Raw genomic sequence first — 26,838 nt, 5'->3', positions numbered from 1 at the left:
CCCGTGCATCGCGCCCGTCCCGCGGGGGATGCCCGCCCTGTCGCTCGTTCCCGCCAGGTCCGGCACGCCGCCGGCCCCGGCCCCCCTCCCGGCCACCCTCCCGGTCGTCCTCTCCGTGGGGCGGCTCCGGTGCCAGGATCTCCGCCATCCGCAGCCCGCGCGCCAGCGCGTGCTCCCCGGCGTACGCCTCGATCTGCTCGGCCGCCGCGCAACCCCCGGCGGGCAGCCGCGCCCACACGGTCTTCCGGCCCGTGCGGTATGTGACGCCCCAGGACTCGGAGAGCGCGCCGACGAGCCGCAGGCCGCGCCCGTACTCGGGGGTGTCGTGCGGCGTCTCCGGCTCGCCGCCGCGCGGGGCGCGCGAGGGGTGGTGGTCGGAGACCTCGACGACCAGCGCGGCCGTGTCCTCGTCGTCGGCTTCCAGCCGGCACTCCAGCTCGACGTCGGTGCCGGCGTGCACGACGGCGTTGGTGACGAGCTCGCTGACGACGAGCAGGGCGTCGTCGGCGAGACGGTCGGTGAGGTGCTCGCCGCCGGGCAGGCCGAGCCCGGTCCACTCGGCGAGCGCCGCGCGCACCAGGGCGCGGGCGGAGCCCGGCGCGAGGGAGCTGCCGGACAGGGTCGCGTACGCCCGCGCACGCTCCTTCTCAGGCGCCTCCGAAGCGACCACGGACACCTCCGATGCGGCCATGGGCTCCTCGGACACGAGCACGGGCGCCTCGGACACGAGCACGGGAGCCCCGGGTGCGAGCACGGGCTCCTCGGACACGAGCACCGGCCCCTCAGTAGTCAGCACGGGCGCCTCGGATACGAGCCCCGGCGCCTCGGAAGACAGTGCGCACTCCTCGGACACGGCCCCCTCGTGCACGGGCACCGGCGTCTCCGAGGCGTGGGCAGGCGCCTCTGAGGCACGGGAAGCGGTCTCCCGTTGCGTCGGAATGGCCCCCATGGACAGCTCCCCGGGCAGTTCGTACGAATACGCCACAGTCGATGCCGACAGGGTGACAGACTGGCCACGCCCATAAGCGCCGAGTTACTGAAGTGGGCCGCCATGAGTGAGAACAGTGCTACTCCTGTGGTCGAAGACGGGCACGAAGACGGTCAGATTCGTGCATCCGATCTCCGTCCCCTGCTCGCAGCCATGACAGCCGCACGCGACGGCGACTTCACCAAGGTGCCGGAAGCCGGCCACGGGATGGTGGCCGAACTCACCGCGGTCTACAACCAGATCATGGACCGCAGCGTTCACTTCACGACCGAGGTGCAGCGCGTGAAAAGGGAGCTGGTGCGGCACGGCCGGCTCGACGAGCGGCTCTCGGCCAGTCCGGGTCAGGGCCTGTGGACGTCCCGCGTCAACGACGTGAACCAGTTGCTCGACGCCCTGGTCGCCCCGGCGGCGAACGCCACGCGCGTGCTGGACGCGGTGGCCGGCGGCGATCTGACCCAGCGGGTCGATCTGCACGACGGCACGCGGGAGTTACGCGGCGACCTGCGGCGGCTCGGCCGGGCCGTGAACAAGATGGTGGACCAGCTCTCCCTGTTCACCGGCGAGGTGACGCGGGTCGCGCGCGAGGTCGGCACCGAGGGGCGGCTCGGCGGCCGGGCCAAGGTGCAGGGGCTTTCGGGCAGTTGGCGGGACGTGACCGAGGCCGTCAACACCATGGCGGCCCGGCTGACGGCCCAGGTGCGGGACATCGCGGCGGTCACGACGGCGGTGGCGCGCGGCGACCTCACCCGCACGGTCACGGTCGAGGCGACCGGCGAGCTGCTGGAACTGAAGCTGACCGTCAACACGATGGTCGACCAGCTCTCCGCCTTCGCCGACGAAGTGACCAGAGTCGCCCGCGAGGTCGGCACGGAGGGGCAGTTGGGTGGCCGGGCGCAGGTCCGGGGCGTGTCCGGGGTCTGGAAGGACCTCACCGACAACGTCAACTTCATGGCGTCGAACCTGACCTCGCAGGTTCGCAACATCGCCCAGGTGACGACGGCCGTGGCCAACGGCGACCTGTCCCAGAAGATCACGGTCGACGCGCAGGGCGAGATCCTGGAGCTCAAGTCGACCATCAACACGATGGTCGACCAGCTCTCCGCCTTCGCCGACGAGGTCACCCGAGTCGCCCGCGAGGTCGGCACCGAGGGCAACCTCGGCGGCCGGGCCCAGGTCCGGGGCGTCTCCGGGGTCTGGAAGGACCTCACCGACAACGTCAACTTCATGGCCGACAACCTCACCTCCCAGGTGCGCAACATCGCCCTCGTCTCCACCGCCGTCGCTCAGGGCGACCTCGGCAAGAAGATCACGGTGGAGGCCAAGGGCGAGATCCTGGAGCTGAAGTCCACGATCAACACGATGGTCGACCAGCTCTCCGCCTTCGCCGACGAGGTCACCCGAGTCGCCCGCGAGGTCGGCACCGAGGGCAACCTCGGCGGTCAGGCCCAGGTCCGGGGCGTCTCCGGCGTCTGGAAGGACCTCACCGACAACGTCAACTTCATGGCGCTGAACCTGACCTCGCAGGTCCGCAACATCGCCCAGGTCACGACGGCCGTGGCCAACGGCGACCTGTCGAAGAAGATCACGGTCGACGCCCGCGGCGAGATCCTCGAACTGAAGGACACCGTCAACACGATGGTGGAGCAGCTGCGCGCCTTCGCCGACGAGGTCACGCGCGTCGCCCGCGAGGTCGGCACCGACGGCCGGCTGGGCGGCCGGGCCCAGGTGCTGGGTGTCTCCGGCGTCTGGCGGGACCTGACGGACAACGTCAACTCCATGGCCGACAACCTCACCTCCCAGGTGCGCAACATCGCCCAGGTCGCGACGGCCGTGGCGCAGGGCGACCTGTCCCGGAAGATCGACGTGGACGCCCGCGGCGAGATCCTGGAGCTGAAGACCACGATCAACACGATGGTCGACACGCTGTCCTCCTTCTCCTCGGAGGTCACGCGCGTGGCCCGCGAGGTCGGCTCCGAGGGCCAACTCGGCGGCCAGGCCCGGGTCGAGGGCGTCTACGGCACCTGGAAGCGCCTGACGACGAACGTCAACGAGCTGGCCTCGAACCTCACCACCCAGGTCCGCGCGATCGCCGAGGTCGCCTCCGCCGTGGCCCAGGGCGACATGTCCCGCTCGATCACGGTCGAGACCCGCGGCGAGGTCACCGAGCTGAAGGACAACATCAACCTGATGGTGGCCAACCTGCGCGAGACGACCCGCGCGAAGGACTGGCTGGAGTCCAACCTGGCCCGGCTCGCCGCCCTGATGCAGGGCCACCGCGACCTGATGGAGGTCGCCGACCTGATACTCCGCGAGCTGACCCCGCTGGTGAACGCCCAGTACGGCGCGTTCTACCTGGCCGACCCGGAAGAGGCCGGAGCAGCGGTTCCCACCAAGGGGCTCGCCTTCATCGCCGGCTACGGCGCCGCCCAGGACGCGACCGTCGAGACCGGCGCCCTCCCCGTGCACGGCCTGGTGGCGCAGGCGGCCCGGGAGAAGAAGCGGATCCTGGTCGAGGGCGCCCCGCCCGACTACATCAAGATCAACAGCGGCCTCGGCGAGGCGGCTCCCACGACGATCGTCATCATCCCGATCCTCTTCGAGGACAAGCTCCTCGGCGTCATCGAACTCGCCTCCTTCTCCCGCTTCTCCGACGTGCACCTGGCCTTCTTCGACCAGTTCGTCAACACCATCGGCGTCGCCATCAACACGATCATCGCCAACTCCCGCACGGAGTCCCTGCTCGGCGAGTCCCAGCGCCTGGCCATGCAGCTCCAGGAACGCTCGGACGAACTCCAGAAGCAGCAGGGCGAACTCCAGCGCTCCAACGCCGAACTGGAGGAGAAGGCCGCCCTGCTGGCCACGTCCTCGCAGTACAAGTCGGAGTTCTTGGCGAACATGTCGCACGAACTGCGCACACCGCTCAACTCCCTGCTGATCCTGGCCCGGCTGCTCTCCGACAACCCGGACGGTCATCTCTCGGACCAGGAGGTGCAGTTCGCGACGACGATCCACCGCTCGGGCTCGGACCTGCTCCAGCTGATCAACGACATCCTGGACCTGTCGAAGATCGAGGCCGGCCGGATGGACGTACGCCCCAAGCGGCTCCCCCTGATCAAGCTGCTCGACTACGTCCACGCCACCTTCCGCCCCCTCACCATCGACAGGGGGCTCGCCTTCGAACTGGCGGTCGGCGAGGACGTACCGCGCGAGATGTACTCGGACGAACAGCGGCTCCAGCAGATCCTGCGCAACCTCCTGTCCAACGCGATCAAGTTCACCGCGGCGGGCAAGGTCGAGCTGCGGGTCGACCGGATTCAGGACACCGAGCATCGCTACGTCCGGGACACCGACGACGTCATCGCCTTCGCCGTGTCCGACACCGGCATCGGCATCGCGCCGGAGAAACTCCCCGTGATCTTCGAGGCGTTCCAGCAGGCCGACGGCACCACCAACCGCAAGTACGGCGGCACCGGGCTCGGCCTGTCCATCAGCCGGGAGATCGCGGGCCTGCTCGGCGGCCGGATCGTCGCGGAGAGCGAACCCGGCAAGGGCTCGACGTTCACCCTGTACGTGCCTGTCGTGAGCCCCGGTGACACGGCCCCGGGACCGGCCCTGGGCGACCACCCCGAACTGCCCTTGCCCCTGCCCCTCCAGCCGTCCACCGCCGGACCGTTCCCGGCCGCGTACGACACGGACGAAGCCTGGCCCCTGCCGACCAAGCTGGAGGCGTGGACGTCCGGCAGGCCGGGCCGGATCCTGGCCGGGCGGCGGGTGCTGATCGTCGACGACGACATCCGCAACGTCTTCGCCCTCACCCATGTCCTGGGCCGCGTCGGCATGATCGTGCTGTACGCGGAGAACGGCCGGGAGGGCATCGAGACGCTGGAGCGCAGCCCGGACGTCGAGCTGGTCCTGATGGACATCATGATGCCGGAGATGGACGGCTACGAGACCATCGCCGCCATCCGCAGCACCCCGCGCTGGGCGGAGCTGCCCATCGTCGCCCTGACCGCGAAGGCGATGCCCGGCGACCGCGAGAAGTCCATCGCGCGCGGCGCCAACGACTACGTGCCCAAGCCGGTGGACATCGACCGGCTGCTGACGGTCGTCTGCGAACTGCTGAACCCCGAGGACGGGGAAGAGGAAGCATGAGCAGCTCGGCCGGTCACCCCGAACGCGCCGGGATCCTCCTGGTCGACGACATGGAGGACAACCTGACCGCCCTGGAGGCGGTCCTCGCCTCCCTCAACGAACCGATGGTGCGCGCCCGTTCCGGCGAGGAGGCGCTGAAGGCCCTGCTGCGGCAGCCCATCGCCCTGGTCCTGCTCGACATCCGCATGCCCGGCATGGACGGCCGCCGCCGACTACGTGACCAAGCCCTTCGACCCGTGGGTGCTGAGGGCGAAGGTCAGCGTCTTCCTGGACCTCTATCGCAAGGGCAGGGAGGTGGAACGCCTGCGCGCAGAGATCCAGGACCTGAAACGCCGGGTAGAAAAAGGCACCTGAGGGGCGCGGGGAACTGCGCGACAAGCCACGACGAACCCGCAGCCGCCACACAGCCCCCCGACCACCCCCCTACGCCTCGCGAGACCCTTCGTACATCTCCTCGATCAGATGCTTGTACTCCCGCTCCACAACCGGCCGCTTCAGCTTCAGACTCGGCGTGATCTCACCGTGCTCGACATCGAGATCCCGCGGCAGCAACCGGAACTTCTTGATCGTCTGCCACCGCTGAAGCCCCTCGTTGAGCTGCTTCACATACCCGTCGACCATCTCGACCGTGACCGGCGAGGAAACGATCTCCGCGTACGACTTCCCCTCCAGCCCGTTCTCCTTCGCCCACTCCCTGATCGCGACCTCGTCGAGCGCGATGAGCGCCGTGCAGAAGTTCCGGTCGGCGCCGTGGACGAGGATGTTGGACACGTACGGGCACACCGCCTTGAACTGCCCCTCGACCTCCGCGGGCGCGATGTACTTGCCGCCGGACGTCTTGATGAGGTCCTTCTTGCGGTCGGTGATCCGCAGGTACCCGTCGGGCGACAGCTCCCCGATGTCCCCGGTGTGGAACCAGCCGTCCGGCTCCAGGACCTCGGCGGTCTTCTCGGGCAGCTTGTGGTAGCCCTCCATGATGCCCGGGCCGCGCAGCAGGATCTCCCCGTCGTCGGCGATCCGCACCTCCGTGCCGGGCAGCGGCTTGCCGACCGTACCGGTGCGGTAGGCCTCGCCCGGGTTGACGAACGACGCGGCCGAGGACTCGGTCAGGCCGTAGCCCTCCAGGATGTGGATGCCGGCGCCGGAGAAGAAGTACCCGATCTCGGGTGCCAGGGCCGCCGAACCCGAGACGCAGGCCCGCAGGTTGCCCCCGAAGGCCTCCCGGATCTTGGCGTACACCAGCGCGTCGGCGACCTTGTGCTTCGCGCCCAGCCCGAACGGCACGGACGCGGTTCCGGTACGCCGGAAGTTGTCCTGGGAGACCTTGGCGTACTCGCGGGCGACCTCGACGGCCCACTGGAAGATCTTGTACTTGGCCCCGCCGCCCGCGCGGGCCTTCGCGGCGACGCCGTTGTAGACCTTCTCGAAGATGCGCGGCACGGCCGCCATGTACGTCGGCTGCACCACCGGCAGGTTCTCGATGATCTTGTCGACGCGGCCGTCGACGGCGGTGACGTGCCCGACCTCGATCTGGCCGGAGGTGAGCACCTTGCCGAAGACGTGCGCGAGGGGCAGCCACAGGTACTGCACGTCCTCGCTGCTGACCAGCCCGGTCGCGGCGATCGCCTTGGCCATGTACGACCAGTTGTCGTGCGGCAGGCGCACGCCCTTGGGGCGGCCGGTGGTGCCGGAGGTGTAGATGAGGGTGGCCAGCTGGTCCCTGGTGAGGGCGCCGACCCGTTCCTTGATCAGGTCGGGGTCCTTCTCCAGCCGGGCCGCCCCGCGCTTCTCCAGCTCGTCGAGGGTGAGGATCCAGTCGGCGGTCTCGACCCCGGCCGGGTCGATGACCACGACGTGCGTGAGATCGGGCAGCTCGGCGCGCTTCTCCTGCGCCTTGGCGAGCTGCTCGACGTTCTCCGCGATGAGCACCCGGCTCTCGGAGTCCGACAGGATGTACGCCGACTCCTCGGCGTTGGTCTGCGGGTAGACCGTCGTCGTGGCGGCGCCGGCGCACATGATGCCCAGGTCGGCGAGGATCCACTCGATGCGGGTGCTGGACGCGAGGGCGACGCGCTGCTGGGGCTGCACGCCCAGCTCGATGAGCCCGGCGGCGATGGCGTAGACCCGCTCGGCGGCCTGCGCCCAGCTCAGCGACTTCCATTCGTCCGGCCCTTGCCCGGACGCGGGCACCGGATAGCGGTAGGCCTCGGCGTCCGGCGTGGCCGCCACGCGCTCCAGGAAGAGGCCCGCCACGGACGGCGGACGGTTCTCGATCAGTGTCTGTGTGTCGCTCACGACATCCTCCGGGGGCCCGCGACAGTGCGGCTGGCTCAAGTGCGGCTGGTTTTCACTCACGAGCTGCTGTTCGCGAGCGTTGTTTAACTCGCGAGTAACTATCGAGCAGGGATCAGAGTAAAGGTCGACCGGCCGCTTCGTAAGGGTCCGCGGCCTGTCACTTCATACAGAGAGCTACCCCGCATACGCACAGGGCCCGCCGCACTTTCGCACGACGGGCCCCTGTTCTACCCGGTTTGCGGCGTAACCCACGGTAACCCGTGATTACTTCTTGCCCTTGCCCGACCCCGCGTTCTCATCGCTCGACAGGACGGCGATGAACGCATCCTGCGGAACTTCCACGGAACCCACCATCTTCATCCGCTTCTTGCCCTCCTTCTGCTTCTCCAGCAGCTTCCGCTTACGGGAGATGTCACCGCCGTAGCACTTGGCGAGGACGTCCTTGCGGATGGCGCGGATGGTCTCGCGGGCGATGACCCGGGAGCCGATGGCGGCCTGGACCGGCACCTCGAAGGCCTGCCGCGGGATGAGCTCCTTGAGCTTCGCCACGAGCCGCACGCCGTAGGCGTACGCCTGGTCCTTGTGGGTGATCGCCGAGAAGGCGTCGACCTTGTCGCCGTGCAGCAGGATGTCGACCTTGACCAGGCTGGAGGTCTGCTCGCCGGTGGGCTCGTAGTCGAGCGAGGCGTAGCCGCGGGTCTTGGACTTCAGCTGGTCGAAGAAGTCGAAGACGATCTCCGCGAGCGGGAGGGTGTAGCGGATCTCGACCCGCTCCTCGGAGAGGTAGTCCATGCCGAGCAGGGCACCGCGCCGGGTCTGGCACAGCTCCATGATCGAGCCGGTGAACTCGCTGGGCGCCAGGATGGTGGCCCGCACGACCGGCTCGTAGACCTCCGAGATCTTGCCCTCGGGGAACTCGCTCGGGTTGGTGACCGTGTGCTCGCTGCCGTCCTCCATGAGGACGCGGTAGACCACGTTCGGGGCGGTCGCGATCAGGTCGAGCCCGAACTCGCGCTCCAGCCGCTCCCGGATCACGTCCAGGTGCAGCAGGCCGAGGAAACCGACGCGGAAGCCGAAGCCGAGGGCGGCGGAGGTCTCCGGCTCGTAGACCAGCGCGGCGTCGTTGAGCTGGAGCTTGTCGAGGGCCTCGCGCAGCTCCGGGTAGTCCGAGCCGTCCAGCGGGTAGAGGCCGGAGAACACCATCGGCTTGGGGTCCTTGTAGCCGCCGAGCGCCTCCTGGGCCCCCTTGTGCTGGCTGGTGACGGTGTCACCGACCTTGGACTGGCGTACGTCCTTCACACCGGTGATGAGGTAGCCGACCTCGCCGACGCCGAGACCGTCGGACGCCAGCATCTCCGGCGAGTTGGTGCCGATCTCCAGCAGCTCGTGCGTGGCACCGGTGGACATCATCTTGATGCGCTCACGCTTGTTGAGCTGCCCGTCGATGACACGGACGTACGTCACCACGCCCCGGTAGGAGTCGTAGACCGAGTCGAAGATCATGGCACGCGCGGGCGCGTCCTTCACGCCGACCGGGGCCGGGACCTGTTCGACGACCTTGTCCAGCAGCGCCTCGACACCGAGCCCCGTCTTGGCGGAGACCTTGAGCACGTCGTCGGGCTCGCACCCGATGAGGTGGGCGAGCTCCTCGGCGAACTTCTCGGGCTGCGCGGCCGGCAGGTCGATCTTGTTCAGCACGGGGATGATCGTGAGGTCGTTCTCCATCGCCAGGTAGAGGTTGGCGAGGGTCTGCGCCTCGATGCCCTGGGCGGCGTCGACCAGGAGGATGGTGCCCTCACAGGCGGCGAGCGATCGCGAGACCTCGTAGGTGAAGTCGACGTGCCCCGGGGTGTCGATCATGTTCAGGATGTGCGTCTTGCTCTTGTCGTGGGTCGGGGCCCACGGGAGTCGCACCGCCTGGGACTTGATCGTGATGCCGCGCTCACGCTCGATGTCCATGCGGTCGAGGTACTGAGCACGCATCTGCCGCTGCTCGACCACTCCGGTCAGCTGGAGCATCCGGTCGGCGAGCGTGGACTTGCCGTGGTCGATGTGCGCGATGATGCAGAAGTTGCGGATCAGAGCCGGGTCGGTACGGCTCGGCTCGGGCACATGGCTAGGGATCGCGGGCACGCAGGGTCCTGATTCTTGAGGCGTCCGCAGTGTCTGCGGTCTCGGGTCGGATCGATACGTAGCCTCCATGGTCCCACGGGTGGGGACCATGGACGGGTTTGGGCCATGAATGAGCCCGCTGGTACCGTGGGGGGCTGTGCCTCATGCCCTCTCGCAGGAGGCACGCCTGAAGAAATCACCCGGTACAGACCGTGCGGCATCCGTGCGGCCCCGTGCCAGAACCTGAGAAGGCTCATTCGTGGCGAACATCAAGTCCCAGATCAAGCGGATCAAGACCAACGAGAAGGCGCGGCTGCGCAACAAGGCCGTCAAGTCCTCCCTCAAGACCGCGATCCGCAAGGCCCGTGAGGCTGCTGCCGCGGGTGACGTCGAGAAGGCCGCCGAGTACCAGCGCGCTGCCGCGCGTCAGCTCGACAAGGCCGTCTCGAAGGGCGTCATCCACAAGAACCAGGCTGCCAACAAGAAGTCGGCGCTGGCTCAGAAGGTCACCGCGCTCAAGGGCTGACATCTGATGTGACGCCGGAGGGAATCGAGCGGGCCCTCTCTCATCCGCTCCCGTCCGGCACCCCTCGGGTCCGCGCGCGGCCTGCGTTCGCCACGCGGGCGCGGATCCAACAGCTTGAAGCGAAGGCCGGGTGCTCTCCTGTTCCCCATGGGAGGGCACCCGGCCTTCGGCCTGTTCAGGACCAGAATTCATTGTTCTTGTCGATGTCCTCGACACACTCGTCGAGGTCGGTGACCTTGTCTCCGACGATCCGGAAGATGAGGCATCCGGTGTCGTCCAGGCGCTTGCCGTTGCGCTCGGCCGTGAAGCGGGTCATGCCGACCGCGTGACCGCGGCCGTCGACAGCGATGCCGATCAGTTCGGCGCGCATCGTCCCGTTGGTCTCCGCGCCGAGCCGTTCGTACATCTCGATGATCGAGTTCACCCCTTTGAAGTCGCCCGACAGCGGGTGCTCCCCGGGTACGTGGTGTGTGGCGTCCGCTGCTATCAGCCCGCGCAGGGTGTCCATGTCACCGCGCGAGAAGGCCTCGAATCCCTTGCGGACCAGCGCTGCGTGCGGGTGCTCAGCCATGTCCTTCGCCACCTCTCCGTCTCTTGGCGAGTACGGCCGACACTCCCGATTCTCCCTCCGGACGGTTCTGGCGGCACAGTGGAGACATGGACGGACACAGGGACGCAGAAGACGGGAACGCGCTGGCCGTGGCCCGTGTGGCGACCAGGCTTCCCGCCCAGGACCTGGACCGGGCACGGCGCTTCTACTCCGAGAAACTGGGCCTGGAACCGGCCGACGAACGGCCCGGCGGGCTGCTGTACCGGTGCGGCGGCGCGGAGTTCGTGCTGTTCCGGTCGACGGGAGCCTCGCCCGGCACCTTCACCCAGATGGCGTTGGAGGTCGGCGACATCGATGCCGCCGTGGCGGAGCTCAAGCGGCGCGGCGTGGTCTTCGAGGAGGTCGACGTGCCCGGCTTCCGCACGGAGGGCGGGATCGCCGAGATCGAGGGGAACTACCCGAGCAAGGGCGCCCGGGGTGAACGCGGTGCCTGGTTCCGGGACAGCGAGGGGAACCTGCTGGGGATCGGGGAGCCGGTCGTCTGAGCGGAGGCTCGGTGACCCAGGTGATGGGGGCGAGGCGTCCCGCTGGGATTACCCCCGGCCCCTGGACCGCGCCGCCCGTGCGATGGTGACCACCGCCTTCTCCAGGGCGTACCCGGGATCGTCCCCGCCGCCCTTCACCCCCGCGTCCGCCTCGGCCACGGCCCGCAGCGCCACGGCCACCCCGTCCGGAGTCCAGCCCCGCATCTGCTGCCGCACCCGGTCGATCTTCCACGGCGGCATGCCCAGCTCCCGGGCGAGATCGGCCGGCCTCCCGCCACGCGCGGACGACAGCTTCCCGATCGCCCGGACGCCCTGCGCCAGCGCACTCGTGATCAACACCGGCGCCACTCCGGTCGACAGCGACCAGCGCAACGCCTCCAGCGCCTCCGCCGCCCGCCCCTCGACCGCCCGGTCGGCGACCGTGAAGCTCGACGCCTCGGCCCGGCCCGTGTAGTACCGCCCGACGACCGCCTCGTCGATCGTCCCCTCGACATCCGCGACCAGCTGCGACACCGCCGACGCCAGCTCCCGCAGATCGCTCCCGATCGCGTCGACGAGCGCCTGGCACGCCTCCGGCGTGGCGGACCTGCCCACCGCCCGGAACTCCTGCCGCACGAACGCCAGCCGGTCCGCCGGCTTCGTCATCTTCGGGCAGGCCACCTCGCGCGCCCCCGCCTTGCGCGCCGCGTCGAGCAGCCCCTTGCCCTTGGCCCCGCCGGCGTGCAGCAGTACCAGGGTGATCTCCTCGGCGGGCGCCCCCAGGTAGGCCTTCACGTCCTTGATCGTGTCGGCCGACAGGTCCTGCGCGTTGCGTACGACGACGACCTTGCGCTCCGCGAAGAGGGACGGACTCGTCAGCTCGGCGAGCGTGCCGGGCTGCAGCTGGTCCGGGTTCAGGTCCCGCACGTCCGTGTCGGCGTCGGAGGCCTTCGCGGCGGCCACCACCTCCTGCACGGCACGGTCGAGCAGCAGCTCCTCCTGGCCCACGGCGAGCGTCAAGGGGGCGAGAGGGTCGTCATTCGCAGTCTTCCTGGCCATCGCGACAAGCATCCCACGCGGCACTGACAACCAGGCCTACGGTTCCTCCCGCCAGCCCTCCCACTCACCGGCGAACCGGTCCAGCTCCCCGGGATCCAGCCGCTCCTCCTCGTCCCTCAGGACGACCAGCCACTGCGCGTCCTCGGCGTCGTCCTCACCGGCCAGCGCGTCCCGCACCAGCCGCGGCTCCTCGACGACCGCGAACCGCTCCCGCAGCGCCTCCACCACCTCGTCCGCGGCATCACGGTCGGGCAGCACCAGCACATGTCGCACATCACTCACGCCGGCCATTGTCCGACACCGGCTCACGACCCGGCCGCTCAGCCCTTGCGGACGACTTGCACGTCGAGGTCGACCCTGATGCTCGGTCCCACCACCGCGATGCCCCGGGCCAGCATCGTCTGCCAGCTCACCGTGAAGTCGTCCCGGTGCAGTTCGGTCGTGGCCCGGCAGGCCGCCCGCACCTCGCCCTCCATGCCGTTGCCCAGCCCCAGGTACTCCGTGTCCAGCGTGACCGTGCGCGTCACGCCGTGCAGCGACAGCGCCCCCGTCACGGCCCACCGGTTCCCGCCCTTGTGCACGAACCGGTCGCTGTAGAACTCGAGGGTCGGGAACTTCGCGACGTCCAGGAAGTCCGCCGACCTGAGATGGTCGTCACGCATCCTCATGTTGGTGTCGATGGACGCCGCGTCGATCACCACGTGCATCGCCGACTGCTCCAGCGGCTCGCTGATCCGTATGACTCCCGCGAAGGACTTGAACTGTCCGTGGATGCGGGCGAGTCCGATGTGCCGCGCGGTGAAGCCGATCGAGGAGTGCGCCGACTCGATCTCCCAGTCGCCGGGCCCCGGCAGCTCCGGCGGCCGGGCCACCTGGAGCATCACGTCACCGAGCGACGCGAGCGCGTTCTCGGCGACCTGCGTGGTCGCCCGGTACGGCGTGTACCCCTCCGCCGACACGGCGAGCCGGTACTCCCCCGCGGGCACCGTCGTCATGAACGACCCGAACGGGTCCGCTCCCCCGCTGACCACCGGACGCCCCATGGCGTCGGTGACCGCGAACTCCGCGTGTCTGACCGGTTCGTTGACCGGGTCGAGTGCCCGGCAGGCCAGCACCCCGGCGCTCGGCGGCATCGGCACCGCCGCCAGAGGGCTCGTCCGTTGCACCCGGTTGGTTCGGTTTCCCAGCAAGCGGCCGATCATCTGGACACCTCGCGCGACTCGTATGCAGCTGTTTGATCACGGTTGATCGAGGAGGCATTCGACCACCGATGAGGCTTTCGAGGCAACACGAGACCACATCACGGGAATCCAGCACTTGTGCTGGGACTACGCACGAGTAGCACCATGTGGCCCAAGTGGGCTTTCTGGCCCATCTGCCCCTTATATCCTCGCTACTTCATCGCCCTTTCCTGCCCTCCTGTTCCTGCCCTCCTGCCCCTCGCGTCCGGATCAGCTGTCCCGGCCGGTGCCCCGAACCGTCGGCACGGAGCCGAGTTCGATACCGAACCGCTCCCGGTACACCCGGAGCACCTCCTCGTCCGTCCCCAGCTCCCGCTCCTGACGCGTGCCGTCGGCCCCGGTCACCGTGAACCTGCGGCCGCTGAGCGTGATCCGCCCTCCGTCCTCCGTGACCCGCGAACAGACCAGCGACCGCGTGAAGTGCGACACCGGCGAGGTGCTGTGCCACCACGCCCCGGCCACGAAGTCCCCCAGCACCCGCGGCCGTACCTCCAGGCGGTACTGCGGTCTGCCGTCGCGGATCACGTCCAGGTCCGCCGCCTCCATCGAGTCGTGCCCACCGCGCACCCCCGCCGCGTCCGGCCGCGCCTCGACGATCCGGAACGTGCCCCCGGGATCCTCCTGTTCTCCCCTCTCCCCGAACGCCAGCGGCAGGTGGCTGTGCGCCCCGAACCCGACGTCGGCCAGCCAGTCGCCCCCGTCCACCGTCCGCACCCGCAGCGCGAGATGGTCGTACGGGATGCCGAGCCGCTCCTCGTCCCCGTAGACCCGCGCCGCCAGCAGCGCCACGTCGTACCCCAACGCGGCCAGCAAGGCCCCGAAGGCTCCGTTGAGTTCGTAACAGAACCCGCCCCGCCGGGCGCCCACCACCTTGTCCAGCAGCCGCTTCTCCTCCAGCACGATCTCCTCGCCGAGATGGATCGACAGATTCTCGAACGGCACCGTCTGGAGGTGGCGCAGGTGCAGTTCGCGGAGCACGTCGACGGTGGGCCACGCCGGGTGCTCGACTCCCAGGCGGCGGAGATAGGCATCAATCTGTGCTGAGTGCATGCCCTCAGTCTCTCGCCACCCTCAGCTCGCCGCCCCCTCCTACGACCGCCAGTGCGCCGTCCCGGTCCGTCCGCAGCACCGCCGCACCCCCGGCGCGCAGCGCCGCCACCGTGCCGGGCGCCGGATGCCCGTACCTGTTGTCCGCACCGCAACTGATCAGGGCCAGCCGCGGAGCCGCCCGGCGTATCAGGCCGGGGTCCTGGTAGGCCGAACCGTGGTGGGCGACCTTCAGCACGTCCACGCTCCCCAGCGCCTCGGCCGCCGGTGATCTCGCCAGTGCCCGCTGGGCCGGGGGTTCGAGGTCGCCGAGGAGCAGCAGGCGCAGCCCGGCCGACCGGACCAGCATGGCGACACTGGCGTCGTTCGGCCCCTCCGGCGCCGGGTGGRCCGGGAGGAGGTGCGGATGCGAGCCCGGTGGTGTCGGGGGCGGGCTCGGGGGCGGCCACACCACCTGCCAGGACAACTCCCCCGCGCGGCGCTGCTCCCCGGCGGCGGCCCGCGTCACGGGAACCCGCCGGGCCGCCGCCTGTCTCCGTACGAACGCGGCCTGGTCCGCGGGCTCTTCGAAGCCGGTCGTCTCGATCGCGCCCACCGCCCGTCCGCGCAGCACCCCGGGCAGGCCCGCCACGTGATCGGCGTGGACGTGTTCTTTACGTTCACCATGTCTCATGAGACATCGACTAGTAGGAGGCGTCCCTGCTCCAGCTCCTGCGGTGCTCAATTGTCCTCGGCTAGCGGCAGCGGTGCCGAGACAATGGCACGCCACGGCGCTGGAGGCAGAGCCTGGACACGGTCAGCTTCCGTGATGCGGTTGGTCCTGCAACGGGGCTTGCGTCGGAGGCGCCAGGAGTTGATGGTGGCCATGGCCTGTTCGCCGAGGGCTCGGATTTTGGCCGTTGACGACGCCCTTGGCCTTGATACGGCGAGCGCCGCCGCGGGGGCCGGCATCGCGCGCGTCTCGGACCAGTTCTCCCGCGGCACGGGTGCACTTTACAGATGATCGACTAGCCATTGCACCAGGGAGACCGCACCAGTGATCGCGGCCAGTACGAACACGGCCACGGCCGCCACGACGAAGGTTATGAGCAATGCCGTCCGCAGATTGGCCCACCATCCCAACCGTCGACGGCACCGCCATCTCACATACACCAAATATCCCCAGACGAACGGTTGGATCAGGATCCGCAACCCTCCAAGCGGGCGCAGCAGATTCCGCCGTGACTTGGCAGGCAGGTCTTGCACCAGGACGTCGTCGTCCGTCATTTCCCTGAGCTGTTTCAGGCGAGCTCTCATCCGCTCGGTCGGGTCCTCGCCCTCCCCGGGCAGGTCCTCCGCCCGGAGGATGGCCTTGTGGAGTCTCCGTTCTGTGTCCTCGCCGTCCAGTTGCCCTGACAGGAGGAAGGCCAGCAGGTGGTGGGCGGCATCGAGCCGTCCCCACGCGAAGTCGTGCCCCCGCCATTCCTTGCTCAGAAATGCGGCGAAGTGGTAGCAGCGCAGCCCATACAGCTTCTTGGCTCCCAGGTCCACCGACCAGTCCTCTTTGAACAGCGGCCCCATGTGATCCGGGCCGAGCCGCAAGAATCGGAACTCGGGGGCAAGCTTTTCCATGGCTCGTGCGGGTGGGGCGAAGCTTTGCGTGAGGACCTCCACCCAAAGCATGGCCGCAACGACGTCCTCCGGTCTCCGCCAATGCCTCAGCCGGGCACTTCCGTGGGCCGTTTGCAGGAAGCAGAGCGCGGCGGCATGCACCAAGCTGCCGACCGTCGAAGGGATTGAGAGGTTGGTGAAGACGTCATTTACTTTGATCGCTTCCTCGCAGGGACCGGGAGGACACTCGTCCCATTGCGTCTGCTTGCGCACAACCTTGTTGATAGCGAGGACCTTGAGGAGACTGTCGTTGACGGCCCGGATTGCATCGGACACCAGTCGCACGTTCTCCCTGTCGTCGGTCTCCCGCGCTCTACGGAGAAGCAGATGAAGCAGGAACAGAAGGTTCTGCAGCAGACGTTCCGCAGGGGTGAGACCCCAACGCCACTTTTCCAGCCCGGGCTCGATGAGGCTCCGCTCGGTGGCAGGCGGGAGCCACACCAGATTCTTCTGCGCAAGGATCTGCCGAAGGAGCGCTTCTGGAGGCTCGTCGGCGGTTTTCAGTGAGGTCACGCGCGCGTTCGAAAGGGCGAGCCGTTTCCGCACGGCCAGGACCCGACTCCTTCGGTATTCGGCGTACAGCGCCTGTGCCGCCACCCGCATGCCGCACTCCTCCTCGCTTCCGCGGTTCAGGAGCCGTTCGAGCAGCTCGTCCCGGGATCTCGGGCCGCTGATCTCCAGGCGAAACTGCACATCCTCAATGCCAGAACGGAAGTCGATCTCCTGTGGGTAGTTAAGCGCGCTCCAAGCGGCCGTCTTCATGCTGATCTCGTCGCACCGACGGTTTTTGACCGCCTCGTCGGCCAGCACTCCCCCGGATGGGACAACGAACATGACGACACGCTCGGCCGGGCCGCCACGGCGTTTGGTGATTTCGTCGAGGACGGGGGCGAAGGGAGCGTTGTTGAGAACTCCGCCGTCCATCACACAACTCGCCGGGGCGTCAAGTTCCTTGTCCGGGTGGACCCGGTAGTCTAGGAGTGGATGTTCACTGACCGGCTGGAACGCCACCGGATAGCTGGCCGTGGCGCGCGCCGCTGTGACCAGAACCTCGGTATGGGCGTCGGTGAAGTCCCTGATGGCCCACGGCTTGAGCTCCCACCCGGTCCCCTCGTCCCTGTAGCGGAAGGTTTCCGGCTCGTTGCGGAACCGGTACATGCGGCGGTGGTCCCGCGCGCTGAAATCGCTGCCGGCGCTGTCCTCATAGGCCCTGTGACGGCCGTCCAGGGCGGTGGCGGTGACGAAGAGTGTGACGCGCTCCGACTCCGCCCCCCGGAGCATGTCGGAGAGAACGCCCCTCACCTGCTGCTTGAACCAGTCTCCGTCGAGCAGCGCCTTCCGTGAGGGGCCCTTGCGGCTCAGTTCGTCTAGCGAGGCGACCGTGCGCCACAATTCGCGAAGGGGGAGGAACTGCGATCCCCGGGCAATGCCGGTGGCCATGAGTAGGCCGTTGAGACCGCCGGCGGAGGTGCCTGAGATGATGTCGATTTTCACCTCAACCCGGGCCTTCTTCGCCACTTCCTGCCAGAGCCGGAAGACTTCGCGCTCCTCCTCCGGGACAGTGTCGGGGTGATCTCCGCGTGACGCCCGCCGAAGCAGGTCGAGTTCGTGGGTGACGCCACCCATCCACACGGCGAGACTGACGCCGCCGTTCATCACGAGTGCAATCCGGTGCTCGCTCTTCGGCAGGGAGCTCGGTTCGTCCCGGGCGCAGGCCGAGGCTGAGGCGTCTGTGCCGGGCGGGCTGGAGGGATCGTGCCGACGCAGCTTGGCGTGGGCGCGGCGCAAGCTCGCAGGAAACGCCGTGCGCTTCTGTTCGGGCATGCGATCTCCTCCAACGGCGCCGGGCCGTCCGGCGAGCCGATCCTGCTCGGGGCGATGACGTCCTCAGCCTCGCGTCGTCCCAGGGCGGGCGCCACCGGGCGGTGCCGTCCGGACGAAAGGTCCCCACCCTGCTGCGGGAACCCGCCCCGCAGCCCGCCCGTCGAACGGATCGGGTTGCCGGACAAGGCTCCGCGCCGTGGTGTCGGCTCCTCACCACTGGCCGGGAGAGGCCAGCCGTGTCTGGCTCGCGCGCCGGCGCCTAATACTGCAACGGGCGGACCCCGCGCTCACCGCTCTCGCCCAGAGCTGGTGCTTGGCGTGACTGCTGGCCAGCTCAGTCGCTGATGTGGTTATGGGTGGGGACCTTGCTGGTATTAGGTTGTGGGCGGGTGAACTGTGCGTGCTGCACGAGCGGTTCGTGCACTGGTTCAGCCGAGAGGAGCCGCTTTAGTCGACGCTGGCTATATGCGGGGACTGGTTGCTGCGGCTGGAGCGGAAGAACGGCTGGACGCTGGCAGAGGAGGCCGGACGCGCGGGACAGGACCACATCCAGCGGCCACTGAACCGATCGGCTGGGACATGGCCGAGGTCCTGGCTGGACGACGTCCGTGACTCCGTCGTCGACCACCTCGGAGACCGGGACGCCGTCCTGATCGTGGACGACACCGGCTCGGAAACCATAACGACACCACCCAGCGGATCCCACTGAAACATAACCCGTTTACTCCAGGGCGAAGCCACCGTTGATGTACCAGGAACTGCTAGCTAGAGCTTGGAACATGGCTGTCTTCCATGCGTTGGGGTCTTCATCGGCCCCACCATCGGCCTCGTCTTTTAGGTAGGTCGGGATAGTGGAGGGCGCCTTACGTTTCAAGACGTAGCGAAGGCTAGTCATCGCCCGGCCGGCCTGGTTTCCGTAGAGCTCCGCAAGGCCGAACATCTGAAAGTGCCAGTGCACCCGGGCCGTCAGGACCTCATCCCAGCTTTCTGGTGGTTTTACGTAGAATGAGACACATGCCGGGGCTACTTCATGGACTCGCGCAAAGAGCCATTGCTCTTTGCTGATGTCATCGAAATAGGGATGCAGCGTCTGATCAAAAGACCCCTTAGGGTCTGCATCACTCTTCAACGTGTTGCAGCTCCGGCAAGCGGGGACCAGGTTAGAGGGCACCACAGCCAGCAAGGGATACAGCGACTTCGGCAACTGGTGGTCGAGAGTTTCCACATCACGGTGAGCACAGAGAGGGCATAGCCTACCTGCGATCTTCAGCTCGTCATAGATTTCTCTCGCTGGGTGATCCTTGTTTGCCAGGCGTTGCGTGTAATTCTTCGTGAGCTGCACCCTGTCCGCTTCATCGGAAGGGTTGGTCTTGAGTTCAGCCAGTGCATGGAGGGCGACCGTGGAGGCGGCAGCTTCGAACTTGTCGGCGGCCTTGACTACGTCCTCCTCCAGGGCTTTCAGTCGCGCCTTGACCTTCGGCAAAGTCTTGCTGATGCAGAGGGCGTAGACCTCGCGTGCCGATAGGTCCGGGGCCTGCACGGGGCGCATTAGAACTGGCCCTCCATTTCGCCGGTATCACGGACCGCGATGAGAGATCGGACGATGGACTTGGCCTCGCCCCCCAACTGTCCGCTGAATCGCCTAAGCACGCTTTCGTATGACAGCCCTTGGCGAACCGCTGCCTTCAGATCACGGTGGAATCCGGAGTCCGTAACCTCCAGTCCGAATACCTCGTGGGTAAGGACGCCGACATTCTCGCCGAAAGTTTCGAGGGTTGGGCGGTCCGCAGCCATATGGTTACCGAAACGACGTAGCTTCCAGACGCAGGAGGCGGGTACCTCTTGAAGTACCACCGGCGAGTGAGTGGCAACCACAGCCAGTCCGTTACGCTCGGTCAACAGATCAGACAGGGTGCGAATGAATGCGGCCAACAATGGCGGATGGAGGTGGGACTCGGGTTCGTCTATGACCACGAGGGATCGTTCCGTCACGTGCTCTACAAGGCGAGTCATCGTCAGTAGGACCACCTTGTGGCCCGAGCTCAGGCCGGCAAACAACTGCTTCGCTTTGCGTCTACGGGCAGTTGCGTTCTGCGTGTCCTGGAAGTTCTCCACCCAGTCTTCTTCAATAAAGCCAGCACTGGCGTATTGCAAAGTTCGCAGTGTTTTGGCCCACCTGTCTGACCGTTCCCCGGTCAGACACGCTTCCACGCTATCTGCGAAGTCGTCTTTCAGCTGAGATGGTGTCTTTACCCGTGGCGTCCGATTGCTTGTGGAGGGGACTCGAAGACCTACATAGGCGTAGGAGATGGCTACATCGTCATCGCTGATGAGCGGAAACTCGTCAAACGCACTGAAGGTGACACTGACCAAGTTCGCGAAGGAGCTGCGCCCACCCCGGTCGCTTTCAATGATGCGACCGACCTCGCGTGGGTCAGCCTGATAGACGCCGACCGCGCGAGTCAGTCTGTTGAGAAGGAATGACTTTCCAACACTGTTGCGGCCAATCAGCACGTGAATGTTCGTTGACGGCCGCGAGTTCGGTGACACGCTGAAATGCAAAACCACAGGCTTCCCCCTGCCCCCAGCGGGGGCCGGGGCCTCGTAGGCCACTTTGAAGCTCGACACTCGAGCACCGCCCTGGGCAATGCGGCGGTACTGCTCCGTGACGGCGGCCGGCTTCACGAATCGCATGAGTGACTCGACGGTCACCTTCTCGTGTTGGGCACGATCAAAGATTCTGTCGTTGAACGCTATGTCCTTCAGCGCGGACAGCACAGAACGACGCACATCGTCTCCGAGCTGGCGTAGGCGCTCGTAGTACGAATCATCCTGCCCCAGAGAAAAGTGACGTGGTCCGAGCTCTTCAAAAGACTCGGGTACTCGGACCACACGGCCTGGGTGCTTGGCACTCGGCTCGACCCCGGACTGCATCCCGAACTCGCCGATCTTCACTTCGCCGATGCCATGCCGGCGGCCGCTCTCGTCGTAGACCACCAAGTGGAACATGGTCACGAAACCGAAGTCATTCCAGGCGTCCCGTACGAGCAGCGCATGGGACCGCAGGTCTTTCGGCTGCCGACCGCCTCGTTCCACGACTGTGAACTGCACGATTTCTCCGCCCCCGCCCCCATACGGTCAAACAACTTCCTGCCACCAATGCAACGCACGAGCAGGCCAGTAGCCTGCCCTACCTGACCATCCCAGCGGCCCAGTCCATCTGGGGCACTGGAAGTGGCCCAAAGCGCAGCCACTTCTTGGCCGTTGGGATGGTGGGGCACCGCAAAGTATGTCGATGCTATTGCGTATTGATGTCGAGATCTTCGGCTGCTTCTTCGATGGGTTCCAAGAATCCGTTCAAGAAGGAAGCGCGGTCGAACTCGCCTTCGGCACGGATGTTGATCTCGATGCGCACAGAACCCTGCTCATCCCGTAGCCAGGAGAGAGACCGACCAAGGTTGAAAAGGCCAGATCGTTCCACGACGGCTTTGACGTTGGCCACTCGTACAACGTCGCTTGGTCCTCCCCTGCCCGAGCCCGGCTTACCTCCTCGTGGGGTTGCGGATGGTGCGGGAGGAGCGGGCTGAGGTTTGGCCCCACCTGTCGAGTCGGGTTCAGGGACCTCTGGGGTCGGCTCGACGACCGTTAGAAGGAACTCACGAGCGTAGTCGTGCCAGAGGATCGCTGCGTCGTTTGACAGGTCGACTTCATCAGCTGTGAGGCGTTCTCCAAAACGCACTTGACGGGCGTCCCGAGGAACGATGCTCTCCCCTTCCCGTACTACGCCCACCACATAGCCCAGCTCTGACTCCGAGACCGCCTTAGCGATAGCAGAGGCAACGGCATGTTTGTCCCAAAGCTTCGTGAAGTCGTAGTAGCTGTAGAACCAGTCCACGAGGTCGGCGCATGTGACGGCCTTACGATCCGGCCCCAGGCCGGCCAGCGCAACCAGCTTCGCTGCGGTGATGGAGCTGAACACGCGTTGGCTGAGGGCTTCTACAACCCGTTCGTGAAGGGCTCGCCCCGCCGCGAGCATCGTGCGGAGGTCGGAGGTTTCCAGTACGTACGGTGCATCGCCCGTCCGGGACCGGATAGGGATAGTTACGGTGCTGTACGCGGCGCCGATGGCCGCGGAGCCGTCCCGTCGTGCGTTGCCGGACTTCTCTCTTAGCTCTTCGATCTGCTCGGCGCTGAAGTTGTACTGCCTAGCCTTCGACAGGAGCGAATCAGCAGCCAAGCGCAGCCTTACGGCATGACGGGCAAGGTCAAACTGCCCCTTGTCCGGAAGCACCAAAGCAAGCCCGTTGCGGTATCGCCGAGGCGCGCCCTTGCCTGCCTGCTCGATGAACTTCGATTGTGGATCGCGATCCTCTGACCAGTCTGGATGCAGGTAGGCGACCGTGAAAACAGGGCGCTCGTCAGCGATACCGCTCGGTGCTTCTGGCCACAGGGCCACCCCCTTGGTTCCGCGCAGCTGATTCTCAAGCTCGCCCCGAACCTCAGTGAGTACCTCGTTGGAGCTGAGCTTGGTGGCCTCGTCCCGCACAAGCTTTGTCAGGTTGGGTGTCGGTTCGAACCGGTAGCGGCGCCCCGTGTAGTGGAGGTACAGCTCCTCCTCGCGCAGGTCGTGCAGTGCGGACACGACGACATTCCGCGTCAAGCCGGGAACGAGGACGCTTTTGACGAGGTCCGTCTCAAGGACACCACGGTCCTCGCCCTCGCGGGCCCCGAAGCTGTAGAGCATGATGGCGGAAGCAACGCGAGTGCCTACTCGGAGTTGCGCGAGCATAGGGCTGTCGGCTCCGAGTGTGCGGTCGACGGTCGCGCATCCGGCACCGTCCGACGTGACATCGCTCGACAGCACGGACACGTACCTCTCCCGCTCACCGACCTGCGAGAAGAACGCGCCTCGGGTTGCCTCGTCGGTGAAGTCGATGTCCCCGGGCCCGATGAGCGGGCTCTTCGCACCGGACTTCCACAAGGCGTGCACAACGGCGGCCAAGAACTGCAAGGCACCACGAGTTCGCTGGTAGGAGATCAACGATCCCCAGCGGTGGTACATCAGATCCAGTAGTTCTGGGTGGAAGGGGTAAGCAGCCAGAATCCGCTCTTCAAGAGAATCGGCAGCCGCATCAGCTTCCCTGCGTGCGTCACCCGTTTCCGCTGCAGCAAGCAGTTGTTTCCGAAGGAGGTCGGAGTAGGAGCGGGCAACCTCCTGGTGAGTGGCGTCGTCCCCAAGCTCGGCGAAAAGCCGCCGTTGGACGACGCGCAGCACCTCGTCGCCTGCGACCGGTTCACGCTTGGAGTCCACTCGGGCAACAAGCTTGTCCAGGTCGCTCAGCAACCCTTCAGCCCCGACAGCCTCGCCAACACTCGCCTGGAGGCTGTAGACCATGACCACGTTCGGCTGGGCGCTGACGACCTCAGTGAGGGCTTGGAGGAACAGCATGGCCTGCCGGCCTGCGTTTGATTCTCCCCTAGCAACCACCATGGCCTTCTCGACGTAGATCAAGACCTCATCGAGAAGGATCAGTGTCGGGCTCTCCCCGATGATCTGGCGCAGCACCTCGCCGCCCGGCGCAGCGCCCGTTCGATCGTGCTCTTCTACGAGTTCGTAGCGTCCGAGCTGGGCGGCAAGCTCCCCCCACAGAGTGTGCGTCTCGATTCCAGTCGCCGTTGCCGGAGTAAGGGCATCGAGCTCCTCACCGGACAGTACGGCAACCTGAACATTGCCGGGGTCAGCAATGTCCTTCAGCTCCGGGCACGCAGCAACCGAAGCGGCACGGTTACGAACCAGGTGGAGCAGCGCCACGAGGCTGTGCGTCTTACCGCCGCCAAAAGGGGTGCGAAGCTGGAGAACGTGAGAACCGGCCCCGCCCGCGAGCACGTCCATGACGTCCGTCAGCAGCTCGCCCATCTTCCCGGTGAGGTACGTCGCCTGGAAGAATCGGCCAGCATCTGAATAGACGGGAGAGACGCCCCTGCGGCCGCGGAAAACCGCAGACAGGTTGGCCGCGTAGGTGCCCATATCGAGGACACCTGCTGCCACATCCTCATGTGGGCGTGCGACCTCTGTCCAAGGCGACAAACGATAGCTCGAACTCACAGCCTCATAACCCCCTGTGCCTCAACGTTACGGACGATCCGCACCTCAGACCAGTCCTCGATCACCAATCATCGTCTTCCACGACGCCAGCAGCCGCTCCGCTGCGGCCGCCTCTCGACTCTTCGACTCACTGGAGCTGGCGCGGAGGGCCCGGCCGGCCAAGGTCTGGATGACCTGACGGACCGCGTCGACGTCGACGTTTACGGACATGAGGTAGGCGGGAATCTGCCTCGGCTGGTACTCGGCACGCCAAAGGACTCCATGCGCGACGTCGATGAGCGGCGGTGCGACAGACGACTCAACCTCGTAGAGAGGCATGGTTCCGCTTGCTTCTGTGTTTGGCTGTCCCAAGCGCGGATCGTCCCCGCGGTCCTCGAAGTCCCTGAGGACGACCGTGGACTTGACCTTGGCCACGAGTGGGTTAGGGCCGTTCGTCAACCCACCAGGGCCGTCGAGGTCGGCGCCGGCCATGCGGGCAAGGTTGTTGGCTTCGTCGAAGGGGACGGCCGCGTACCCGTAGGAAAACTGAGCTGCTAGGTAGTAACGGGTCACGGGGTCCGTGCCAGCCAGCCCCTCAACGATCGCGTCGAGAACCCGGTTCTGGACCATCTCCAGGAATGTCTCAGCCGGCAGCACTTCACCGTTGTCCTGCTCGACGCGCTCGTAGCGGGTCAGGGCACGAAGGCCAGCCCCGACTGTCGCGATGACCAAATCCGCACCCGTGATACCAAGTTCCTCAAGTCTTGCTCGGCGTTCCATGATGATCTGCCCCAGCTCGACCATCACGTCGGCCTCACTGCCGACCCCGGCGTCGGGCTGGCGTTTGCGAGCGACGAGGAAGATGGACGAGGCCAGGCTGGCAGTTCCTCGGCCAACAGCCCTTTCGGGCATCTCTGTGTCCAGGGGCCAAGCCTCAGTGATGGTGAAACCCGCGGTCCTGAGCGACTCGACCAGGCTGGACCATCCCGAGGTGGTCTTGTGCGCATAGACGCAGATGAGCGGAGCGCCCGGCTTGAGTACCCGATGGGCCTCGGTGAAGGCCTGCTCCATAAGATCTTCGTAGTGCTGGCGGGCCTCGCCCTTGTTCCCGGAGTGGCGGTAGGCCGCTACCACCGCCTCCTTCTTCTTCGGCGTCAACTCTCCGCCCAGGTGTGTGGGGTAGAGGAAGCCGATCGACCGCTTCAGCCACACGTAGAAGAAGTCGGACAAGTCCGCGTACGAGATGTTGTCGTAGTACGGCGGGTCGGTAATCACCGCGTCCTGCGAGTCACTGGCCAGGGGGAGGGAAGCTGCCGACCCCCGCACGCAAGTGGCGGCGTTCGGCAGCGTAGAAAGCCGCTCAATGAGATCGGCGGTCTCCTTGAGGTACTTACGGATGTCCCCTGATGCGCCCGCGAAGGGGTTGGCCTCGTAGAAGTCCCACACCATGGGCAGCGCCTGGCGGGCGAACGTGTTCGTTCCGCCCTCGTTCTTTGTGTCGAGACGGCATAGGTTCGAGAGACGGTCGGCGACCCTGTTCAGCGCCATGGCGAATGCGGTGGCCATGGCAGCCGCGCGTCCAGTGTCCATGCCTTCGGCGCAAGCCTTGTCATAGGCGGTGCGGATGCCAGCAGCCATCGTGCTCAGAGCGAGAGCCTGGCGCGGCGTGAACAGGTCACGGTAGTGAGAGAAGCCGTAGACCATGCACGTGCCGCCGGTGATGCGCATGGTGCCAGGAAGCGGTTCGTCCAGCGGGGCGACAGGGAGCTCTTCGAGACGCTTCAGACACTCTGCATCGTCGGGCAGTTCGTACTCGCCGACCGCCAGGTAGTCCCGTCCCTTCCGATTCGGCTTGGCCGCGAGGGCTGCGAGCGGCGCTGTCCCCATGCGTCCCGCGCGTGCCTCCTTCTTCACGTACTCACTTTTGACCGGCGCGCCGCAGATTCGGCAAGCCACTTCACCTCCCCGGGAGCCCTCGGCGGGGTCGAACCCAAGGTCGGCCTCGTTCGCCGCTGTAACGACCTCGTAGCGAAGCGTAAAAGTGCTGTGGTCGACCACTGGCCTGAGAGCAACCAGTCGGTTCTTCTTCCGGCCGAGCCAGGTTTGACGTACGAGGTGGGCATCGTGCTCAGGGGTCCCGGGAGAGGGGTTGGGGCACCGCACGGTCCTCGTCCACAGGTACGCCAGGGGGAGGCGTCGTTCACTCCCGCCATCGTCGAGGAAGGCCTGCTGGCCTGTACCGCCGTCAACAGACGGGTAGAAGGGTGCCAGGTCCTGCCATGCTTGGTCGACCCAGATCTTGCCCCACTTGCGGACGTCGTCAGCAAGGCCTGGGTAGCTCTGTGGGAACTCCATGAGCATCCGCTCGATGAGATGAGCCACAGGGTTCAGTTCGTTGGCGGTGACCTCACACCCTAGGCGCAGGGCCTCGAGGGGAATGGCGCCTCCTCCGGAGAAGAGGTCGACGACCTTGGGGGGACCGTCCTCGCTCGTCGCAAGTACCTCACTGCGCGCAGTCCGTATGGCGTGCTCGTCGCCTCCCCAGGTGCACAGGGCCTCGAAGAAGTCCGATTCCTCCGCAAGTGAGCGCGTGCGGCCTTCCGCAGGAGTGAGGGCTGCGTAAACAGCGGCGCGGGAAGCCGCCAGCGGCCGGCGAGCCCACCAGAGGTGCATCGAAGCGGGATGGCCGACTCGGCCACCAACCTTCTCGCTGGCGCTGGTACGGCTGATGACATCGATAGGGATGACGTCCTCGATGAGCCGCTTGTCACTGCTGTCGCGCACT

General features: G+C 66.7%; 16 protein-coding genes and 4 pseudogenes. 5 read left to right on the top strand and 15 right to left on the bottom strand.

The features are described from left to right. The coding region (locus tag CA983_RS06220; RefSeq protein WP_244206673.1) for an ATP-binding protein at positions 1 to 691 on the bottom strand (691 nt) is incomplete at its 3' end. Between the two features lie 360 nt (positions 692 to 1,051). On the opposite strand from CA983_RS06220, the gene CA983_RS06215 reads away from it, so the two are divergent. Both CA983_RS06215 and CA983_RS06210 read left to right on the top strand, forming a co-directional pair. Continuing rightward, positions 1,052 to 5,140 carry a HAMP domain-containing protein gene (locus tag CA983_RS06215; protein WP_208636900.1) on the top strand — a complete coding sequence of 1,363 codons (4,089 nt, stop codon included), beginning with the start codon at positions 1,052 to 1,054 and terminating at the stop codon, positions 5,138 to 5,140. Next, a pseudogene (locus tag CA983_RS06210) lies at positions 5,137 to 5,461 on the top strand (response regulator); the annotation flags it as partial. The gene CA983_RS06215 and the pseudogene CA983_RS06210, both read left to right, overlap by 4 nt. Positions 5,462 to 5,563: 102 nt before the next feature. On the opposite strand, the gene CA983_RS06205 reads toward CA983_RS06210, so the two are convergent. After that, complete coding sequence (locus CA983_RS06205) at positions 5,564 to 7,435, bottom strand: AMP-dependent synthetase/ligase (protein WP_086599874.1); 1,872 nt, start codon at positions 7,433 to 7,435, stop codon at positions 5,564 to 5,566. Positions 7,436 to 7,699: 264 nt separating this feature from the next. Beyond that, positions 7,700 to 9,568 carry a translation elongation factor 4 gene (gene lepA, locus CA983_RS06200; protein ID WP_086599873.1) on the bottom strand — a complete coding sequence of 623 codons (1,869 nt, stop codon included), beginning with the start codon at positions 9,566 to 9,568 and terminating at the stop codon, positions 7,700 to 7,702. A 238-nt stretch (positions 9,569 to 9,806) separates the two neighbouring features. Here lepA and rpsT point away from each other — a divergent pair, with 238 nt between their 5' ends. Beyond that, entirely contained in the window at positions 9,807 to 10,073 is a 267-nt protein-coding gene (rpsT, locus tag CA983_RS06190) for a 30S ribosomal protein S20 (RefSeq protein ID WP_086599871.1), read from the top strand. A gap of 175 nt (positions 10,074 to 10,248) precedes the next feature. Here rpsT and CA983_RS06185 read toward each other — a convergent pair whose 3' ends face one another. Next, positions 10,249 to 10,644, bottom strand: a complete 396-nt coding sequence (locus tag CA983_RS06185; protein ID WP_086599877.1) for a nuclear transport factor 2 family protein — start codon at positions 10,642 to 10,644, stop codon at positions 10,249 to 10,251. Between the two features lie 86 nt (positions 10,645 to 10,730). Here CA983_RS06185 and CA983_RS06180 point away from each other — a divergent pair, with 86 nt between their 5' ends. After that, positions 10,731 to 11,168 (top strand): VOC family protein, encoded by a 438-nt coding sequence (locus tag CA983_RS06180; RefSeq protein ID WP_086599870.1) that lies wholly within the window; start codon positions 10,731 to 10,733, stop codon positions 11,166 to 11,168. Between the two features lie 48 nt (positions 11,169 to 11,216). Here the strand turns inward: CA983_RS06180 and holA are convergent, their stop codons facing one another. From holA to CA983_RS06145, 7 genes and pseudogenes are all read right to left on the bottom strand, one after another. Continuing rightward, entirely contained in the window at positions 11,217 to 12,206 is a 990-nt protein-coding gene (holA, locus tag CA983_RS06175) for a DNA polymerase III subunit delta (RefSeq protein WP_208636899.1), read from the bottom strand. Between the two features lie 36 nt (positions 12,207 to 12,242). After that, positions 12,243 to 12,488, bottom strand: coding sequence for a ubiquitin family protein (locus tag CA983_RS06170; RefSeq protein WP_086599876.1), 246 nt, complete (start codon positions 12,486 to 12,488; stop codon positions 12,243 to 12,245). Between the two features lie 38 nt (positions 12,489 to 12,526). Next, positions 12,527 to 13,408 carry a YceI family protein gene (locus tag CA983_RS06165; RefSeq protein WP_086599868.1) on the bottom strand — a complete coding sequence of 294 codons (882 nt, stop codon included), beginning with the start codon at positions 13,406 to 13,408 and terminating at the stop codon, positions 12,527 to 12,529. A gap of 249 nt (positions 13,409 to 13,657) precedes the next feature. Continuing rightward, positions 13,658 to 14,497: an arylamine N-acetyltransferase family protein gene (locus CA983_RS06160; RefSeq protein WP_086599867.1), complete on the bottom strand. Its 840-nt coding sequence runs from the start codon at positions 14,495 to 14,497 to the stop codon at positions 13,658 to 13,660. Positions 14,498 to 14,501: 4 nt separating this feature from the next. After that, a pseudogene (locus CA983_RS06155) lies at positions 14,502 to 15,236 on the bottom strand (ComEC/Rec2 family competence protein); the annotation flags it as partial. Next, a pseudogene (locus tag CA983_RS06150) lies at positions 15,215 to 15,397 on the bottom strand (hypothetical protein); the annotation flags it as partial. The pseudogenes CA983_RS06155 and CA983_RS06150, both read right to left, overlap by 22 nt. 90 nt (positions 15,398 to 15,487) lie before the next feature. Next, positions 15,488 to 17,968, bottom strand: coding sequence for a DUF3376 domain-containing protein (locus CA983_RS06145; protein ID WP_086599865.1), 2,481 nt, complete (start codon positions 17,966 to 17,968; stop codon positions 15,488 to 15,490). A 352-nt stretch (positions 17,969 to 18,320) separates the two neighbouring features. Here CA983_RS06145 and CA983_RS06140 point away from each other — a divergent pair. Continuing rightward, positions 18,321 to 18,638: pseudogene (locus CA983_RS06140) on the top strand (IS701 family transposase); the annotation flags it as partial. Between the two features lie 51 nt (positions 18,639 to 18,689). Here the strand turns inward: CA983_RS06140 and CA983_RS06135 are convergent. The 4 genes from CA983_RS06135 to CA983_RS06120 form a co-directional block, all read right to left on the bottom strand. After that, the gene (locus CA983_RS06135; protein ID WP_143645454.1) at positions 18,690 to 19,508 is read right to left on the bottom strand and encodes an HNH endonuclease; all 819 of its coding nucleotides are present in this window, start codon (positions 19,506 to 19,508) and stop codon (positions 18,690 to 18,692) included. 8 nt (positions 19,509 to 19,516) lie between these two features. After that, positions 19,517 to 21,079, bottom strand: a complete 1,563-nt coding sequence (locus CA983_RS06130) for an AAA family ATPase (protein WP_086599863.1) — start codon at positions 21,077 to 21,079, stop codon at positions 19,517 to 19,519. Positions 21,080 to 21,266: 187 nt separating this feature from the next. Then, positions 21,267 to 23,996 (bottom strand): ATP-binding protein, encoded by a 2,730-nt coding sequence (locus CA983_RS06125; protein ID WP_086599862.1) that lies wholly within the window; start codon positions 23,994 to 23,996, stop codon positions 21,267 to 21,269. 123 nt (positions 23,997 to 24,119) lie between these two features. Further along, entirely contained in the window at positions 24,120 to 26,837 is a 2,718-nt protein-coding gene (locus CA983_RS06120; RefSeq protein ID WP_158101835.1) for a DUF1156 domain-containing protein, read from the bottom strand. Position 26,838: the final 1 nt, after the last annotated feature.

The organism is Streptomyces swartbergensis, from assembly GCF_002148965.1.
GTDB lineage: Bacteria > Actinomycetota > Actinomycetes > Streptomycetales > Streptomycetaceae > Streptomyces > Streptomyces swartbergensis.
This window is presented reverse-complemented; position numbering and strand designations above follow the sequence as displayed.